The 17372-nt window shown below is 64.5% G+C and carries 12 protein-coding genes; 2 read left to right on the forward strand and 10 right to left on the reverse strand.

Annotated features, from left to right (window positions below):
• From GEMMAAP_RS18290 to GEMMAAP_RS18315, 6 genes are all read right to left on the reverse strand, one after another.
• Positions 1-414, reverse strand: a complete 414-nt coding sequence (locus tag GEMMAAP_RS18290; protein ID WP_026850885.1) for a globin domain-containing protein — start codon at positions 412-414, stop codon at positions 1-3.
• A 21-nt stretch (positions 415-435) separates the two neighbouring features.
• Positions 436-1053 carry a YigZ family protein gene (locus tag GEMMAAP_RS18295; RefSeq protein WP_026850886.1) on the reverse strand — a complete coding sequence of 206 codons (618 nt, stop codon included), beginning with the start codon at positions 1051-1053 and terminating at the stop codon, positions 436-438.
• A gap of 10 nt (positions 1054-1063) precedes the next feature.
• Positions 1064-2572: a DEAD/DEAH box helicase gene (locus GEMMAAP_RS18300; protein WP_053334569.1), complete on the reverse strand. Its 1509-nt coding sequence runs from the start codon at positions 2570-2572 to the stop codon at positions 1064-1066.
• 176 nt (positions 2573-2748) lie between these two features.
• Entirely contained in the window at positions 2749-4563 is a 1815-nt protein-coding gene (locus GEMMAAP_RS18305; RefSeq protein WP_026850887.1) for an ABC transporter ATP-binding protein, read from the reverse strand.
• Between the two features lie 71 nt (positions 4564-4634).
• Positions 4635-5816, reverse strand: coding sequence for a hypothetical protein (locus tag GEMMAAP_RS20795; RefSeq protein WP_026850888.1), 1182 nt, complete (start codon positions 5814-5816; stop codon positions 4635-4637).
• A gap of 356 nt (positions 5817-6172) precedes the next feature.
• The gene (locus tag GEMMAAP_RS18315) at positions 6173-7171 is read right to left on the reverse strand and encodes an aldo/keto reductase (RefSeq protein ID WP_145979232.1); all 999 of its coding nucleotides are present in this window, start codon (positions 7169-7171) and stop codon (positions 6173-6175) included.
• Positions 7172-7329: 158 nt separating this feature from the next.
• Here GEMMAAP_RS18315 and GEMMAAP_RS18320 point away from each other — a divergent pair, with 158 nt between their 5' ends.
• Positions 7330-8298: an acyl-ACP desaturase gene (locus GEMMAAP_RS18320; protein WP_026850890.1), complete on the forward strand. Its 969-nt coding sequence runs from the start codon at positions 7330-7332 to the stop codon at positions 8296-8298.
• A gap of 213 nt (positions 8299-8511) precedes the next feature.
• Here GEMMAAP_RS18320 and ppc read toward each other — a convergent pair whose 3' ends face one another.
• Both ppc and GEMMAAP_RS18330 read right to left on the reverse strand, forming a co-directional pair.
• Positions 8512-11295 carry a phosphoenolpyruvate carboxylase gene (gene ppc / locus GEMMAAP_RS18325; RefSeq protein ID WP_026850891.1) on the reverse strand — a complete coding sequence of 928 codons (2784 nt, stop codon included), beginning with the start codon at positions 11293-11295 and terminating at the stop codon, positions 8512-8514.
• A gap of 9 nt (positions 11296-11304) precedes the next feature.
• Positions 11305-12312 (reverse strand): glycerophosphodiester phosphodiesterase, encoded by a 1008-nt coding sequence (locus tag GEMMAAP_RS18330; RefSeq protein ID WP_053334633.1) that lies wholly within the window; start codon positions 12310-12312, stop codon positions 11305-11307.
• A gap of 112 nt (positions 12313-12424) precedes the next feature.
• Between GEMMAAP_RS18330 and GEMMAAP_RS18335 the strand changes: the two genes are divergently transcribed.
• A complete protein-coding gene (locus tag GEMMAAP_RS18335; RefSeq protein WP_053334570.1) occupies positions 12425-13105 on the forward strand; it encodes an ankyrin repeat domain-containing protein in 681 nt (226 codons plus the stop codon).
• Here GEMMAAP_RS18335 and GEMMAAP_RS18340 read toward each other — a convergent pair.
• Together GEMMAAP_RS18340 and GEMMAAP_RS18345 are read right to left on the reverse strand one after the other, a co-directional pair.
• The gene (locus GEMMAAP_RS18340) at positions 13061-16177 is read right to left on the reverse strand and encodes an efflux RND transporter permease subunit (protein ID WP_082821476.1); all 3117 of its coding nucleotides are present in this window, start codon (positions 16175-16177) and stop codon (positions 13061-13063) included. The two genes, GEMMAAP_RS18335 and GEMMAAP_RS18340, sit on opposite strands and share 45 nt — an antisense overlap.
• On the reverse strand, positions 16174-17325 hold the full coding sequence (locus GEMMAAP_RS18345; RefSeq protein ID WP_158514923.1) for an efflux RND transporter periplasmic adaptor subunit: 1152 nt from the start codon (positions 17323-17325) through the stop codon (positions 16174-16176). Before GEMMAAP_RS18345 ends, GEMMAAP_RS18340 begins: the two co-directional genes overlap by 4 nt.
• Positions 17326-17372 lie beyond the last annotated feature (47 nt).

Below are 17372 nucleotides of genomic sequence, written 5' to 3' on the forward strand. Positions count from 1 at the left end.
TCAGCTGGTGCTGGCGGTGCGCGTCATGACGCCGGAGATGAACAGATACAACTCAGTCCAGGCGCGTTTCACGTCGGCGTTCCACTGATCGCCAAGGCCCTGCTCGAGCGCCCAGAGCAGGGCCGCTCCTACCGTTTCGTAGTGCGCCACCACCACACCGTACCCCACATGGCGCCGGGATAATGCCTGCAGCTCTTCAATGATCTGCGGCGGGTAGTCCAGCATCTGCACGAGTGTATCGATCGTCTGGAGAAACTTCTCGTGCTGCACATACATAGGCTTCCCGTCAAAGAGCAGCTTGGCTGACGGGTCAATCTCAAAGAGACGTGTGTAGAACAACTGAGCGGCGAGCGCGCGCATGGGCACGAGCGTTGCCCACGATTCGCGGATGATGCGTTCAGCGCTGAGATTCATGGGACACTAGGGGAATGGAGTCTACGCCAATTCGATGGGGGCGAGCGCACCACGCGTCATATTCTGCAGCTGCGCCCTGAGGGCGGGAAGTTCACTGCGCGGCAATTTCACCGCGAAGGTGGCTTCCACGTCAAAGGTCTGATGCTCCACCTCGGCCTGCAGCGTGAGAAGGAGCTGCTGCACGGCGCCAATGTGCGCGTAACTCACGCGAAAGGTGGCGATGACGCTATCGACCCGCAGCTCGGTGGGAAGGAGGAGCAGCGCTTCCTGCACCGCTCCGCCGTAAGCTTTCACAAGGCCACCCGTTCCCAACTTGGTGCCGCCGTAGTAGCGCGTCACCACTGCCACAATCTCCCCAATACCGCAGTGCTGCAGTACGGTGAGCATGGGACGGCCGGCCGTGCCGTGCGGTTCGCCATCGTCGCTCATCCCAATGCGATCGGTGCTTCCCGGCGGGCCCACCACGTACGCCCAGCAATTGTGCGTGGCGTCGGGGAATTCGACGTTTATCGACCTGATGAACGTCTGCGCGTCTTCGGGCGATGACGCGCGCGCTACCGTGCACAGAAACCGGCTCCGGTCGATGACCTGCTCGACACGGTGCACACCCTTCGGTACCGGGTAGCGCGCGTCACTCACGCCCGCTCACTCACTTGTACGGGCTATCGGACCGGCGTGCGCTGCCACCACTGCCGCCACTGCGCCCGCCGCCGCTGTTGCCGGCGCCACCACTCCCGCCACTGTTGCCGCCACCGCCCCCCGGACGGCGCGGGCCGCGACGCGCACCGCCGCTCACCTTGGCTCCTTCGGGCGGACGCTCAGGGCCGCGGGCAGCCGGCCCACTGGACGAACGCGCCGCTGGACGCGCCGGCTTGCTGGTCTTGCGCTCCGCCTCGGCCTGTTGCGCCGCCGTGCGGCGCGCCACCTTGGCCGCAGCCCGCGCGCGATCTTCCGCCTTTTTCTTGCGGATCTCGGCAATGCGCTCGGCGATCGGGACTTCCAGTTTGGCCTGCGGCTTCGCGGTGTAGTCGAAGTCGGGGACCGTCACGCGCGGCAACTGCTTCTTGATCGCGCGTTCGATGAGCTTGAGCTCCCCTTCTTCTTCCGGGCTCACAAAGGTGAACGCTTCACCGGTGGCTTCGGCGCGAGCAGTACGCCCCACGCGGTGAATGTAGTCTTCGGCTGCCACCGGCACGTCGAAGTTCACCACATGACCCAGCGCTTCCACGTCAATGCCGCGGGCGGCGATGTCGGTGGCAACCAGCACCTGATAGGCGCCGTCCTTGAAGCCGGCGAGTGCCTGCGTACGCTGGCTCTGCGACCGGTTGCCGTGAATACGCTCGGCCTTGATACCGGCCGCGACCAGCTGCGACGCCAAACGATTGGCGCGGTGCTTGGTGCGGGTGAACACCAGCGCCTGCGGCATGTCGCCACGCTTGAGCAGCGTAACGAGGAGCGCACTCTTGAGGTCCTGCGCCACCGGATACACCGCCTGCGTAATGCCTTTGGCAGGTGCGGCGGTGCGCTGCAGGTTGAGCGTGACCGGCTTGCTGAGCATCTCCTGCGCCAGCGCCGCAATTGGCGGCGGCATGGTGGCGCTGAAGAACAGCGTCTGCCGTTTGTTGTTGGGCAGGTGACGCAGAATCTTCTTGATCTCGGGGAGGAAGCCCATGTCGAGCATACGATCGGCTTCGTCGAGCACGAGATACTCGAGGGCCTCGAGTTTGGCGTACGGCTGCCGGAAATGATCGAGCAGACGCCCCGGCGTGGCAATGATTACATCGGCGCCGCTGCGGAACGCGTGTTCCTGTGGCCCCATACCTACGCCACCAAACACCGCGGCACCCGTGAGGGGCGTGTGAATGGTGACGTCTTTCAGACTGTCATGAATTTGCGCGGCCAGTTCGCGCGTGGGCGTGAGCACCAGCGCACGCGTCTTGCCGCGCGGCTTGCTCATGAGATGATGCAGGATGGGGAGCAGGAACGCGTAGGTCTTGCCGCTGCCGGTCATGGCGCAGGCCAGGAGGTCGCGCCCTTCGAGCGCCGGCGGAATGCTTTCGCCCTGAATGGGCGTGGGCCGGGCAAAGCCGAGTTCCTTGAGACCCTGCAGAAGACTCGGGTGAAGCTGAAGCGTGGAAAACGTCGGTGTAGCAGTCACGTATGGTTTCTGGATTATGTGTATCCTTGAAACCTCGCCACTTGCTCGCTAAAGCGGTACCTGTGTAGGCAGGCAACAAACAGCCCGTCGGAGCGCACGAAGGCCGGAGCACGCGGAGAACAGCATGCTGTTTCCTCCGTACGCTCCGGCCTCCGTGACCTCCGACGAGCTGTTTCTCACCCCGTCGCCGCGATTTCCTCGCCCGGATTGATGAACTGGTCGCTCTCCAGCTGGTATTGCCGGCTGTAGAGGTCACGGTACCGGCCGCCCAGTGCGAGCAGTTCGGCATGCGTTCCCCGCTCCACGATTTCCCCGTGCTCCAACACCAGAATCTGATTGGCACTGGTGATGGTGGAGAGCCGGTGCGCAATCACGAAGGTCGTGCGCCCTGCGCGCAGGCGGCGCAACCCTTCCTGAATGAGATGTTCGCTCTCGCTGTCGAGGCTGGAGGTGGCTTCGTCGAGAATGAGCACGCGCGGATTGGCCAGAATGGCGCGCGCAATGGCCACGCGTTGCCGCTGACCACCAGAGAGCTTGACCCCACGTTCGCCCACAATGGTGTTGTACTGCTCGGGGAAGCCCTGAATGAACTCGTGCGCGTTGGCAATCTTGGCCACCTCGATGATTTCTTCGTCGGTGGCGCCGGGCTTGGTGAAGGCAATGTTCTCCTTCACCGTGCCGTCAAAGAGAAAGTTGTCCTGCATGACCACGCCCAGATGCCGGCGATAGTCGCGCAGCTTGAGGTCGCTCACCGGAATGCCATCCACCTTGATGTGCCCATGCTGCGGCTGCGCAAAGGCCATGATGAGCGAGATCATGGTGCTCTTGCCGCTGCCGCTGGATCCGACGAGGGCGGTGGTGGTTCCGGCTGGCGCCTCGAAGCTGATGTGCTTGAGCACCGGCACGTTCTCTTCGTACTCGAAGCTCACGTCGTCGAATTGCACACGCCCCACCACCTGCGGCACCGACTGCTTGCTGGCGTCTTCCTGGTCTTCGGTGGCCATGTCGCGCAGCTCGCGAATGCGATCGAGTCCCGCAAACGCTTCGGTGATTTGCGTGCCGATGCTGGCCACCGAAATGAGCGGCGCCGTCACCATGCCAATGAAAATCAGGAACGTGAGCAGCTCACCAATGGTGGTCGTGCCGCGCATGACATCCCCGCCACCCACGTACATCACGATCACCCCGATCACACCCACGACGGCGAGCCCCAACGTGCCGGTGAGGGACGTGCCGGTGATGGTTTTGGCGATGTTCTGGAAGAGACGCTGCACGCCTTTGCCAAACACCTCCTTCTCACGCTCTTCGGCGGTGTAAACCTTGATGAGTCGAATGCCGCCAAGTGTTTCGGTCAGGCGACCGGTGACTTCGGCGTTGATGACGCTGCGCTCGCGGAAAATGGGACGTAGCCGCTTGAAGGCCACACTCATGCCCGCGCCGAACACGGCAATGGGCAATACCGTCGCGAGTGTCAACTTCCAGTTGAGGTGCAGCAGCACGCCCATGGCGGCCAGCGCACTGAGAATGCCGCCCGTGAGCTGAATGAGTCCGGTGCCAATGAGATTGCGAATGCCTTCGGGGTCACTCATGACCCGCGACACCAGCACCCCGCTCTTGGTGCTGTCGAAGTAGCGCACCGGCAGACGAATGAGATGCCCCTGCACCTCTTCGCGCAGGCGGGCAATGGCCTGCTGGGCGGCGACGCTCACCACCTGCGACAGCGCGTAACCGGTGAGGGTCTGGATGATCGTGGCGCCCAGTCCGGCCAGCGCCACCAGCCCCAGCATGCGCATGTCCTTGTTGGGAAGTACCTCGTCGAGCACGAACTTCGAGGAGTACGGCAGCACGAAGCTGGACGCACGGCTGATGAGCATGAGGACCAGCCCAATGCCCACAGACTTTTTGTGCTGCAGGATGAGCGCGCGGGCTTCGCCCCAGGCGCGCTTGCTGTCGTACTTGGGCTTCTTTGGTGCAGCTGTTGGAGGAACCATCCTTCTAACTTAGCCGCGGCGCGCGCATGTGCTGTCCCGCGCCCCACGGGATCCCCTCCCACGGCGACCGGCTATGGCGTGGGGCGCACCCAGACCAGGCCACTGTGCGCCCGGAATCGCAGCGCCGTGGTGGGGTCCTGGTCGGCGAGGAAGTCGAGCACCCGTTCTTCCCCGCTCCCCACACGGTAGGACACCGTGACGGCGGTTTCCTGCCCCGCATCCATCGTTTCCACCTTGGTGATGGGGAAGCGCCCCTCCTCCATGGCATCAAGCGTCAGCACCACGGTATCCGGCAGCAGTTCCAGCGTCTGGTGGTCGTACTTCCAGAAGTTGGTGGTCCAGACGCCCATGACCCCCGGCGGGAGCGGGGCGTGTCCGCGGGAGGGACGGTTGGCAATCGCGACTATGACCACCAGGATCATGGCCACCGCGACAATCCACCAACGCGTCTCCGCGACGGTGTTGGCGGACGCACTGCCCCCCTTGGCGGCGGGCGCACTGGCCCGCCGAGCCGCCGCAGGGGCTTTGGCCGCCGCTTTGGCCACCGGTTTCGCGTTGGGCTTGGCCGCCCGCGCCGCCACTGGCCGCGGACGCGGGAGGGGGATTTTGGCGGGCTCGAGTACCTGATCCACCCATTCGTCCGTCGTCTTGGTGGACGGCGTGGGCTCCAGAACCAGATCCACCCATGCCTCCGGCGCCGGCGTGGGCAGTTCCTCAACGACCGGGTCCACGGGAGCGGCGGCGAACGATTCGGGCGCAGCCGGCAGCAGCTCGGCAGACGGGGGCAGCACCGTCTCCAGCACTTCCGGCACAACCGGCGGCAGGGCAGCAGCCACATCGGTCTTGCGGCGGCGTGGCTTGGCCACCGTGTCCGAGGCGTCGCTGGTCTTCTTGCGACGGTCACCACGCTTGGCCGTTTTCGCGGGGGCCTCCAGCGGGAGCGTCGCCGCCGTGCTCTCAACGGGCTCCGCGGCGGACTCCGCCACCGGCGCTTCCGAGATGGGCGCGTCGGCATCAGGAACCGCGGGGGTGCGCTTGGCACGCGAACGCCGAGGTTTCTTCGGGGCCGGGGTTGTGGCAGTTCCCTCCACCGGGGGCGTCGGCTCAGTCGCGGCCTCTGCATTCTCCACCAGAGGCGTCGGCTCAGTCGGCGCTATTGGCGCCGCCGCGCTCTCCAGCGGTTCCTCGTCGGGCATGTACAGAAAGGCCTCACCGAACGCCGACGCAAAGTCGTCGCGGACAAGCGGAGTCACCTCCGTGGCCAATGCCTCATTGGCGTCAGTCGCGGGGTGGTCCGTGATTATCTGCTGCGCACGTGGCCTGGAAGGCCGCTTTTGCCGACGCGGTGTACTGCCCATCTGTCTGCCTGACATACCCTTGGTGGAGGCCGGTGGGGTGGGCCCGCATGCGCACCCCCTCATTCACCCAAAGGGACGATTAAGCGCGCGCCGGGGAAACGCGTCGCGCTTGAGGGGCGCCCACCGCCTAGCACCGGCCAGGAGCCGGCGCTGGTCGGCGTTTTCTGAATTTTTCTTTTTTAGCGCCACCACAAAAGCAGAAATGAGTCATTACAAAATCACTTAGCAATTTTTGCTTGGTGGACGGCTGATTACATCGCGCGGTTTACCAGGGCCTCAATGCGCTTGAGATGCTCCGGCGAAGGGAGCGCGCCGCGCATCCCCTGCGTGTTGTCGTTCACGTACTTCACCTGCGCCGTGCCGGGAATGACGCAGGTCACCGCCGGGTTGGCGACGATGTACTTGAGGAACAGCTGCGCCCAGGTGGCCGCGTCGAACTCCTTGGCCCACTCCGGCACCGGGGTCTGCAGCACGTTCTGAAAGACCCGCGTCCGCCCGAACGGGAGGTTCACCAGCACGCCAATCCCCTTCTCCCGGGCCAGCGGCAGAATGCGTTCGGCGGCGTTGCGGTTGTCGGCGGCGTAGTCGATCTGGATGAAATCGAGCGTCTCGCTCTGCATGAGCTGCTCGAGCTGCGGATACTGCTGATCGCTGCTCGTGGTGACGCCCACATATCGGATACGCTTGGCGGCTTTCATCTCCCGCAGCACCGGCAGCAGCGTGGCGGGCCCCTGCAGATTCCACACCTGCATAAGATCAATGCGGTCGGTCTTGAGACGCCGGAACGATTCCTCCATCTGCGCCACCCCGGGCGCCGCGTCGGTGCCGCGCACCGACACCTTGGTGGCCAGGAAGAGCTGCTCGCGAATCCCCAATTCGCTCACCAGCTCCCCTGTCACACTTTCGGCCTGTCCGTAGCCGGGCGCCGTGTCGATCACCTTCCCGCCGAGGCGCGGAAATTCCCGCAGGGTGTCACGGAGCGGGGCTTTGTCTTCGGGGGTGACAACGTCGTAGCGCCGTGCGGTGCCAATCCCGATCACCGGCAGCAGTTCCCCACTGGACGGGATGCGTCGCGTGATGAGTGCGCCCTGGCGGTCGGCCGCGGGCAGCACCGGGGTCAGCACACCGTGCTGCAGCGCCATCAGGTCGCGCGGCGCCATCAGCGCGGTCAGCGCGGCGGCGGCGCCCAGTGTGAGCGCATCGCGGCGGGACATGAACGCCGCAAAATCGGGACGATATGTGTCTGACATGGGCGAAAAGGGCGAACGGTTGAGAAGGCTGCTGCGTTCTTCAGAGAGCAGGTCGCGGCATACAGCGGGGACACCCGTCGTCTCCCTGCCGGGCTGATTGGTCTCCGGCTGGTCCCACCGGTATCTTTCCGGTGATACCCGCCCTCCCTAAGGATTGCATGTACATACCGTCAAAAGAAACGCTGGCCAAGGTCGAAGTGCTGTCCGACCTCGAGAGTGACGTGGAGCAGTTGATGGCGTCGCACGAGTCGAAGCGCATCCTTTGGTTCCCGTCTGAACTGCTCGCCCCAGCCCCCGACACCGATCCGGACGAACATGTGAAAATGCTGCGCGAACGTGCGCGCGGCATCAGCATGCCGGCCCGCGTTGCGCTGGCGCTCAACACGCTCACCGAAGAAGGGCTGCCGCACTTCCACCGCCTGCTGGCCACCTACCTGGGTGGCGACACCTTCTGGGCCAAGTGGAACAACCTCTGGACGGCCGAAGAAGACCGGCACGGCGCCGTGCTGCACGACTACGCGCACGACAGCCGCATTCTCGACAACCCGGTGCTCGAGCGCATGCAGTTCGAGTATCTCAAGGCCGGCTTCGAGCCCGATTGGGACAAGGATCCGTACCGCGTGTTCGTCTACACGTCGCTGCAGGAGCGCGCCACGCAGGTGAGCCACGCCAACACCGGCAAGCTGGCCGGCGAGTATGAGCCGCTCATTGGCGAAGTGCTCTCCAACGTGGCCAAGGAAGAAGCGCGCCACTACGTGTTCTACCGCGAGATCTTCAAGCGCGTGCTGGAGCGTGATCCCAACACCGCCATGTTCTCCGCGTCCATGGTCATGCCCAGCATCGATATGCCGGGCGTCAGCATGCCGCATTTCCGCGAGATGGGCGACGTGATCCGCCGCGCCGGCATTTACGGCCCGCGCGATTACATCAAGATCGTCGACGATCTCATCAAGTTCTGGGCGCTCGACAAGGTCGAAGGGCTCAACGAGATGGGCAAGAAGGCACAGGAAAAGATCATGGGCATCACCGCGCGCCTCGAGCGCATCGCCGATGCCATGGAAACGCGCAGCAAGGCCAAGACCTTCCAGTTCAACGTCGCGTTTGCCCGTGAATTCGCGATGGACTGAGGACGTTGTTGACTGAGAACTGAAAACTCAGACTGACAACTGACAACTCGAACTGAGAACTGAGAACTCCCCGGCGGCTCGCGAGATATATCGCGTAGGCGGCCGGGGAGTTGTCAGTTGTCAGTCAAAGTTTTCAGTCCTCAGTTGAAGTTCTCAGTCCTCAGTTAAAGTTTTCAGTCTTCAGTTGAAGTTCTCAGTAATCAGTTTTCTCCCTCACCCGCTATTGCGCAGCCCGGCCGCGATGCCGTTAATCGTCAGATGAATGCCGCGGCGGACATGTTCATCCACGTTGCCCCCTGCCGCCAGCAAATCGCGATGCCGCTTGAGCAGGGCAATCTGCAGGTGATTGAGCGGGTCCATATAGGGAAAGCGGTTGGCAATGGAGCGCGCCAGCAGCGGATTATCCGCCAACAACTGCTCCTCACCGGTAATGAGCCGCAACGCCTCACGCGTGCGCTGCCACTCGGCTTCAATGGCGCCGAAAATCTGCCCTCGCAACGCATCGTCGCTCACCAGCTCTGAATAGCGCGACGCCACCCGCAGGTCACTCTTGGCCAGCACCATATCCACATTCGACAACAACGTGCGGAAGAACGGCCAGCGCGTGGCCATACGCTGCAGCACCGGAAGACCATCAGGTGTTTCCTGCAGCCATTGCGCGACTGCAGTGCCAAACCCATACCAACCCGGGAGCATGCAGCGACACTGCGCCCACGCAAACACCCAGGGAATGGCGCGCAAGTCCTCAATACGGTCCGACGGTTTGCGCGACGCGGGGCGGCTGCCAATGTTGAGCGTGGCAATTTCCGCCAGCGGTGTGCTCTCGCGAAAATATTGCGTGAACCCCGGCGTTTCGTACACGAGGGCGCGATAGGCGCGAAAGGCGAGCGCCGACAATCGGTCCATGACCGGGTGAAAGGTGACCGCCTTGTCCGCCTGATTCTCGTGATCGGTGAGCGTGGCTTCCAACGTGGCCGCCACCAGCAGCTCCAGATTGCGGCGCCCGACATCGGGCGTGGCATACTTGGACGCAATCACCTCGCCTTGTTCGGTGAGACGGATCTGGCCACTCACGGCCCCCGACGGCTGCGCCAGAATGGCGTCGTAGCTGGGGCCACCACCACGCCCCACACTGCCGCCGCGCCCGTGAAAGAAGCGCAGCTTTACGCCGGCACTGGTAAACACGGTCATCAAGGCCAGTTCGGCCTGGTACAGCTCCCAGCCACTGGTGAGAAAGCCGCCGTCCTTGTTGCTGTCCGAATAGCCCAGCATCACTTCCTGCACATCACCTCGCGACTGCACCAGCGCACGATAGATGGGCAGCGCAAACGCCGCGCTCATGGTTGTGCCGGCGCGCTGCAGGTCGCTGATCGTCTCGAACAGGGGAATGATATCGAGCCCCAGCGAGGGCGCTGCCCCTCCGGTGGCCAGCCCCGCCTCCTTGAGCATGAGCGCCACTTCCAGCAAGTCCGACACGCCGTCGCACTTGGAAATGATGTAGTGCGGCAAGGCCGAGTGTCCGTAACGCTCCCGCATGGCGCGTGCTGCAAACACGATGTCCAGTTCGCGCTGCACATCTTCGCTGTACACCAAATGCGGGGAATACACCGGACGGGTGCCCGCGAGCTCGGCGGCCAGCAGTGCCACCCGCGCCTCTTCGGTCAAGGCGAGATAGTTGGCGCACACGCCGGCCTGCGCCAGCAGCTCGGCGACTACCTGCTCGTGCACATCCGCGTTCTGGCGCAGGTCGAGTGGCGCGAGATGGAAGCCGAACACCTCCACGGCCGTAAGCAGCCGCTGCAGACGTCCACTGGCCAGCAGCGGCAACTGGGTACGCACCAAGGCGTCCCGCACCACCTGTAGATCGGCGCGTAGCTCGACCGCCTCAGCGTACGGAACCCCTTCTCCCAACGCCGCCCGCGTGGGTGGCGGCAGCTCGAGTCGGCGCATGGTGGCCACCAGACGCGCGTACACGCCGCTCAACGCGCGACGATACGGCTCATCGAGACGCTGCACCGACTTGTCCGGGGAATTCGCGGCCAGCGCGTCCAGCTCCGGCGTAATGCTGTGCAACGTACGCGAGATACTGAGCATACCACCCAGCGCGTGCACTTCTTCCAGATAAAAGTCGAACGCGGCGGCCGCCTGCAATCGCAACGTGTCGCGCAGAATATCAGCGGTAACGAACGGATTGCCGTCACGGTCGCCGCCAATCCAACTGCCCACACGCAGGAAGGTCCCCAGCGGAAAATCCGCCCCGGGAAAGCGCTCGTGCAACAGCGCTGCCGTGTTGGCATAGAGACGTGGCACCTCCGTGAAGAACGTGCTGCGGTAGTACCCAATCCCGTTCTTCACCTCATCAATCACTCGCAGCCGCTCGCCACGCACCAGCCGCGTGTGCCATAACGTGAGCACCTGACGCTGCAGCGCAATGTCACTTTCCGCCTGCTCTTCCGCCGTCAGGACCATACGATCCCGGCGTTCCAACAGGTCGGCCACCTGCTGCATGGCCACCTGTGTACTCTGCCGCTGCACCTCGGTAGGGTGCGCCGTGAGCACCGGTGCAATGAGCGCCTCGGCGAAGAACTGCTGCAGCCGCTCGCGTGCGACGGCGTCGTTGCCAATGGCCGCACGCACGGCATCGAGCGCAAAGGCCAGTGTCCCCTCGCGCGGCGGTGACCCCATGGCTTCGTGCGAGCGCCGCCGCCGTGCCCGATGCGTGTCTTCCGCAATGTTGGCCAGCTGCAGAAAATAGGCGAAGGCCCGCACCACACTGAGCATGGTGGCCGGTGGCAGCGTATCGAGCAGCGCGTGCAGCCGCGCGCGGTCTTCCGCCCGCCCCTCACGCGCAAAGCGCACGGCGGCCTGACGCGTCTGCTCCACCAGGTCGAACGTGGCCTCCCCCTCCTGATCGCGCACCGCATCGCCAAGCAAACGGCCCAGCAGGCGGATGTCATCGCGGAGCGGAAGATCCTTGTCGTCGCGGTTCGTGGTCATGCCACAACGCTACCGCTTCAACCCCCGTACCACCACGTCCGGGAAATCGCCAAAGATGCCGTCAACACCCAGACTGGCCAGCTCCCGCACTTCGGCCAGCGGATCCCCACCGTAGCGCTTGGGGAGGAATACCGCTTCCGACCGCAGCGTCCACGCGTGTACCTGCAACCCCGCCGCGTGTGCGTCGCGCACCAGCGTGGTTGGTACCGCCGCCGAGTCACCGCCCACCAGCATACGGGTGTTGGCGCCAATGCCGTTGGCAAACGTGGCAATGTCTCGCAGCTTGTCGGCGGTCATAGGCCCACCACTGAGCAGGTAGATCAACGGCACCTTCGTTTGCGGCCGCAGGGCGCGCAGGTTCCCGTCTTCAAAGCTTTGGATGAACACCGGGGCATTGGCCCGGTCGAGCCCCCGGGCGCGCAACGACGCCAGCAGCGCTGGCTCCAGCGGCAGCCCGATGGCGCGGTGATAGGTGGGATGCTTGGTCTCCGGATAGACGCCCACCACCCGACCGCGCGCCCGTCCCAGCGAATCGGCCAGCGCCAGCACCTCGTCAAAGGTGGGAATGGCAAACTGGCCGTCGTACGTGTGCGAGCGGAACGGCAGCCGTTCCTTGGCCCGCAGCGTGCGCAGTTCGGCCAGCGTGAAGTCTTCGGTGAACCAGCCGCGCATTGTGTCGCCATCCACCACTTTCGTGGTGCGACGGGCAGGAAATTTGTCGGCCACGTCGGTGGTGCCCCCAATCTCATTCTCATGGCGCGCCACCAGCACGCCATCCTTCGTGCTCACGAGATCGGGCTCAATGAAATCCGCGCCCATCTCCACGGCCAGCGTATAGGCAGCCAAGGTGTGTTCGGGGCGGTGTCCGCTGGCCCCGCGGTGGGCAATGACCAGGGGGCGAACCGTGGGCATGACGGCAACGTCTGTAACGCGACCGGGACCGGCGCCGGCACAGGCCGCGAGGAGCAGAGCTGCGCCCATGGCACCGGCGCGCGAAAGAAGGGAATGTCGTGGCATGGCAAACAGTACCACCTTCCCGTCACAACCGGATCACGGCACCGCTACAGTTTTCGCCCTGGAACCCTCGTCGCCAGTTGACGCCAACGAGTCCGAACGGCAGGATAGGGACATGACCCCCACGGCTCCCGAGGCCCTGCTCGCGGCTATCCGCGGGCGCGATCAGCTGGCCATTATGCGACAGCTGGATGAAGATCCGGCGCGCGCGTCTATGCGCGCCCCTGGCGGCGAATCCCTGGTGCTGCACGCTTGTTATCTGGGAGCGACCGATGTCGCCTCCCTCCTGCTGCGCGGCCGCAAACTCGACGCCTGCGAAGCCGCCGCCCTTGGCGACGTGACCGCCCTGCGTGCCGCCATTGAAGAGGACGACGACGCTCGTGTGCGGCGTAGCAGTGACGGATGGTCACCGCTGCACCTCGCCGCCTTCTTTGGGCAGGACGACGCCGTGGCCCTGCTCATCGATCACGGGGCGCCGCTCGATGCCCACTCCACCAATGCCACCCGCAACACGCCGTTGCACGCGGCGCTGGCCGGGGCCACCAAACCCAGCATCGTAAAGCGGCTCATTTTCGCCGGCGCCAATGTGGCGTCACGGGGCGCGCAGAACATTACCCCGCTCCATCTGGCGGCGTCCCGCGGGGATGGTACGCTCTGCGAACTGCTGGTGGCGCGCGGTGCCGACCCCCATGCGGTCATGGAAGACGGCACCACGCCTGCTCAACTGGCCACCGCGCGTGGCTTTGCCGATTTAGGCGAGAAGCTCGCCGCCCTGCCCCACGGCGAACCCACCTGAGGGGGCGCGAGCCAGCTCCTCGTCACGCACCAGCGCCGGCGCGAGCAGCTTGTACATCACCGGCGTGACCAGGCGCGCGATAAGCGTACTGCTCACCAGACCGCCAATGATGACCCAGGCCAGCGGGGAGTACAGGCCGGAGCCCTGAAACGCCAGCGGCAGCATGCCACCAATGGCGGTCATGGTGGTGAGTACAATGGGCAGGAACCGTACCTCGCCTGCCCGTTGAATGGCTTCGTCGAGCCCCACCCCCTCTCGGCGGAGCTGGTCGGTGAAATCCACCAGCAGAATGCTCGTTTTGATCTCAATACCGACCAGCGCCACAAAGCCGATCATGGCGGTAAAGCTCAGCGTGTAGCCGCTGAACAGGAGCGCCACAATGCCGCCCACCACACCCAGCGGAATGACGCTGGCCACAACCAGCGTGGTGCGGAAGTCGCGGAATTCCAGCACCAGAATGGCGAGGATGGCAAACACGGCGACCACCACGGCGCCACCAATCCCTCCGAAGCTTTCTTCGCGGCTCTCAATCTCCCCCGCTGGCACCAGCGCATAACCCACTGGCAGCGTGATGTTGCCCAACCGTTCAATCACCTGGCGGGTCACCGCGTCGGTGTTGTACCCCGAGCGCACATAGCTGGTCACCGTCACCGCGCGCGTACGATCGTTGTGATCGATGGTGGTGGGCGAGCTCACGAAGCGCAGCGTGGCAATCTGCGACAACGGCACCATGGCCCCGTTCACACTGCTCACGAAGATGCGCTCCAGCGCTTCGGGGGCCGGGCGACCATTGTGAGCAAGTCGCACCGTGAGGGGATACTCGTCGCCGTTGTCGGCGCGAATGCTGCCCGCCTGCAGCCCCGCGATGCCCAAGCGCAGCGTGCGCTCCACTTCAGCACTCGGCACCCCCAGCAGCCCCGCCTTCTGCTTGTCCACCACCAGCCGCAGATCCGAACGGCGCAGCCGCACCGGATTGTTCACATACTGCGTTCCCTCGGTGCTCTTGAGCACGGCCTCATACTGCGCCGCAATGCGTTGCAGCGTATCGAGATTGGATCCCTCAATGCGCATGGCAATGGGGGCATCAATGGGCGGACCATTCTCGAACTCCTTGAGTTCAATGCGGGCACCCGGATAGAGCGACAGCTTCTCGCGCAGCGAATCGAGCATCACCGGCGTGGCGTCGTTGTCATACTGGTTCAGCAGCACGAACATCTGAGCGCGATTGGGCGCCTCTGCCCGCTGAAACACGTTGTAGTACACGTCGGGGTTGTCCTTGCCCACGTTGGCAAAGATCCCGCGGGTATTGGGATGCCCGCCAATCACGGCCTCCGCATACTGTACCGCGCGGTCTGTCTCACGCAGGGACGTGCCCTCAGGCGTGGTGATGTCCACGTGATACTGTGGCGTTCCGGCTTTGGGGAACAAACTGAATCCCACCGCCGGCACCAGGGCAAACGCCCCCACCACCAGCCCGAACGACGCCACCAGCGTGGCGCGCGGATACGCCATGGCCCGCTTGAGCAGCGGCGCATACGTGCGATGAATGCCGCCATCCAGCCACCGCAGCACGGCATTCCCTTCGGCGCCCTCTTCAGACGGCATGAGCCGACTGGCCAGCCACGGAATAATCGTGAGCGAGACAAACAGTGAAGCCAGCACCGCATACACCACGGCCAGCGGCAGCGACCGGATGTACTTGCCCGCGAGTCCTGGCAGGAACAACAGCGGGAGGAAGGCGAAAATGAGGGTGCCGGTAGCGCCGAGCACCGCCACACCAATCTGCTTCGTGGCCTCGATGGCGGCCTGGGTGCGCGAGTATCCCTCCCGCAGAAAGCGGGCGATGTTCTCCACCACGACAATGGAGTCGTCCACCAGCAGCCCCAGAGCAATGACGAACCCCACAATGGAGAGCTGATTGATGGAGTAGCCAGTGGCGTACAGCAGGATGACGGCAATGGCCAGTGAGGTGGGAATGGAGATCATCACGATGATGGACGCCCGCGTGCCCAATGGCAGCAGCGTGATGAGCACGAGGCCAATGGCAATGGCAAAATCCCAGCCAAGTCGCGACAGGCGTTCGTCCACGTTCGCCGATTGATCGAATCCGCGCGACAAAGTGATGCCGGCGGGCAACGTACGCTCGAGCGCATCAAGCGCCTCCCACACGTTGGCCTTCACGGCCGACACGTTGTTTCCCTTCTGCACGGACACGGTCACCCACATGGCGCGCTGACCATTCCACCGACCCATGTGCACGACATCGCCGTCTGCCCACTGCACGGTGGCCACATCCTGCACGCGGACGGTGGCCCCATTGGCGCCGGCCACAACTGTGCGCTCCACATCAGCGGCACTCCGGTAGCGACCGGTGGTCGCAATGTTGTAGCGACGGGTGCCCACATCGACAGAACCGCCGGGAATCTGCGTATTGTCGCTCCCCAGGGCGTTCAGCAGCTGCGCGGGCGTGAGCCCCAGTTGCGACAGCCGCCCCAGATCCAGCGTGATCTGCATCTCCCGCGGAGGTGCGGCCCAGCGTTCGGCCTTCTTCACGCCGGGCACGCGCTCCAGGGCATCCTCAATGCGCTTGGCCACATCATCCACCTGCTGCCACGGTGCAGACGGTGCCACGAGCGCCAACTGAAACACGCTGAGATCGGAATTTTCATTCCGCTTCACCTCCAGGCGCTGCAGCGATGCCGGCAGGGTGGCGCGCAATGCATTGACCTCGCGGATCACCTGATCGTATTTGCGTTCCACGTCGACCGTGGCCTCGAACTCCACCTTGATAACCGACAGGCCATCCGAGCTGGTGCTCTCCAGCTTCTTCACATCCTCCAGCGTCTTGAGCTGCTTCTCAATTGGCTCCGTGACCAGCTGCTCCATGTCTTCCGGACTGGCGCCGGGATACACGGCCACCGTCGTGAAAACGGGAACGGGAAAGTCGGGGTCTTCCGCTCGCGCAATGCTCATCCAGCTTACGGCACCCAGTGCCGCAAACATGAGGAAGATGAGCACGGTGAACTGCCACCGCCTGACGGAGAATTCGGTGAGCGCACTGAGCAGCTTCACGGAACCATTCCTCCCGTGCGGAGTGCCAGCGCGGGGCTCCGGGTGACACTGCGCGCCGGTGTCATGCTGTCGAGGGTCGCCGACGTGATCACGCGCACGGGAGCGCCCGGCGTAACGTAGGCGGCGCCACGGGTAATCACGCGGGCGTTGGCCGGCAGTCCGCTGATCGCCGCACGATCGCCCTCCAACCGCGTGACCTGCACTCGCTGCGGATGCGCCGTGAGAGAAGCACCAGGCGCGCTATCGCTCGACACGGTGTACACCGTGGCCGAGTCGCGGTCCGCTTCGAGGAGCGCATCCACCGGCAACAGCGACGACAACAGAACGCCGCGCACGGCGATCGTGAGCTGGCCAACCAGACCGCTGGGGAGCGCCTCCGCCTTCAACACCGCCACTTCCACCGGATAGGTACCCGTGCGAGGGTCAGCACTGCGCCCGACCAGCACCACCTTGCCGCTGAACTGGCGGTCCGGCAGTGCGTTGAAGTGCACCGTTGCGTTGTCGCCGACGCGCACCCGCAGTGCATCACGGTCGGGGAGCCCGGCGCGCAGCACGCGACCTCGACGTGAGCCGCCCAGCATGAACACCGGAGTCCCCGGACCAACGGTGGTGCCGGGGGTGATCAGGCGCTGCAGCACCGTCCCCGTCTCGGGAGCCGTGATAATGGCGTACTCGCGATTCATGCGGGCGCTCGAAAGGTCGGCACGAGCCGCATCAAGGGCCGACTGGGCGTCCTGCGCTTGGGCAAGCGTGGCGACGCTGTCGGCGGCCAACCGTTGGACGCGCGCCTGATCACGCTGCGCCTTGTCGGCCGCCACCTGCGCTTTGGCCACGGCGGCGTCAATCTCGCGCAGGTCGAGCATGGCGAGCACCTGGCCGCGTTGTACGGTCGCGCCTTCGTCCACCAGTACACGTGTGACCACGCCACCCATCTTGAAGCCCAGCGGAATTTCGTCGCGCGAGCCGAATCGCCCTGTTGCCACAACGCTGGCCGTGGAATCGCTGTCGGTGAGGGTGGCCACCGTGACGGGGACGGGGGCCATCCGCAATTCGGGGGGCGTGTCGGGTTCACTGCCGCAGGCAGTCAACAGGCCGAGCGCACCGGCGCTTACAAGAATGGTGGGACGCTGCAGAAGGTGACGTGGCATGGTGAAGGTCATGGCGAAGGGTCCTCGGCGCATTGGCGTGATGATGG

The organism is Gemmatimonas phototrophica, from assembly GCF_000695095.2.
In the GTDB taxonomy this organism is placed as follows: Bacteria; Gemmatimonadota; Gemmatimonadetes; order Gemmatimonadales; family Gemmatimonadaceae; genus Gemmatimonas; species Gemmatimonas phototrophica.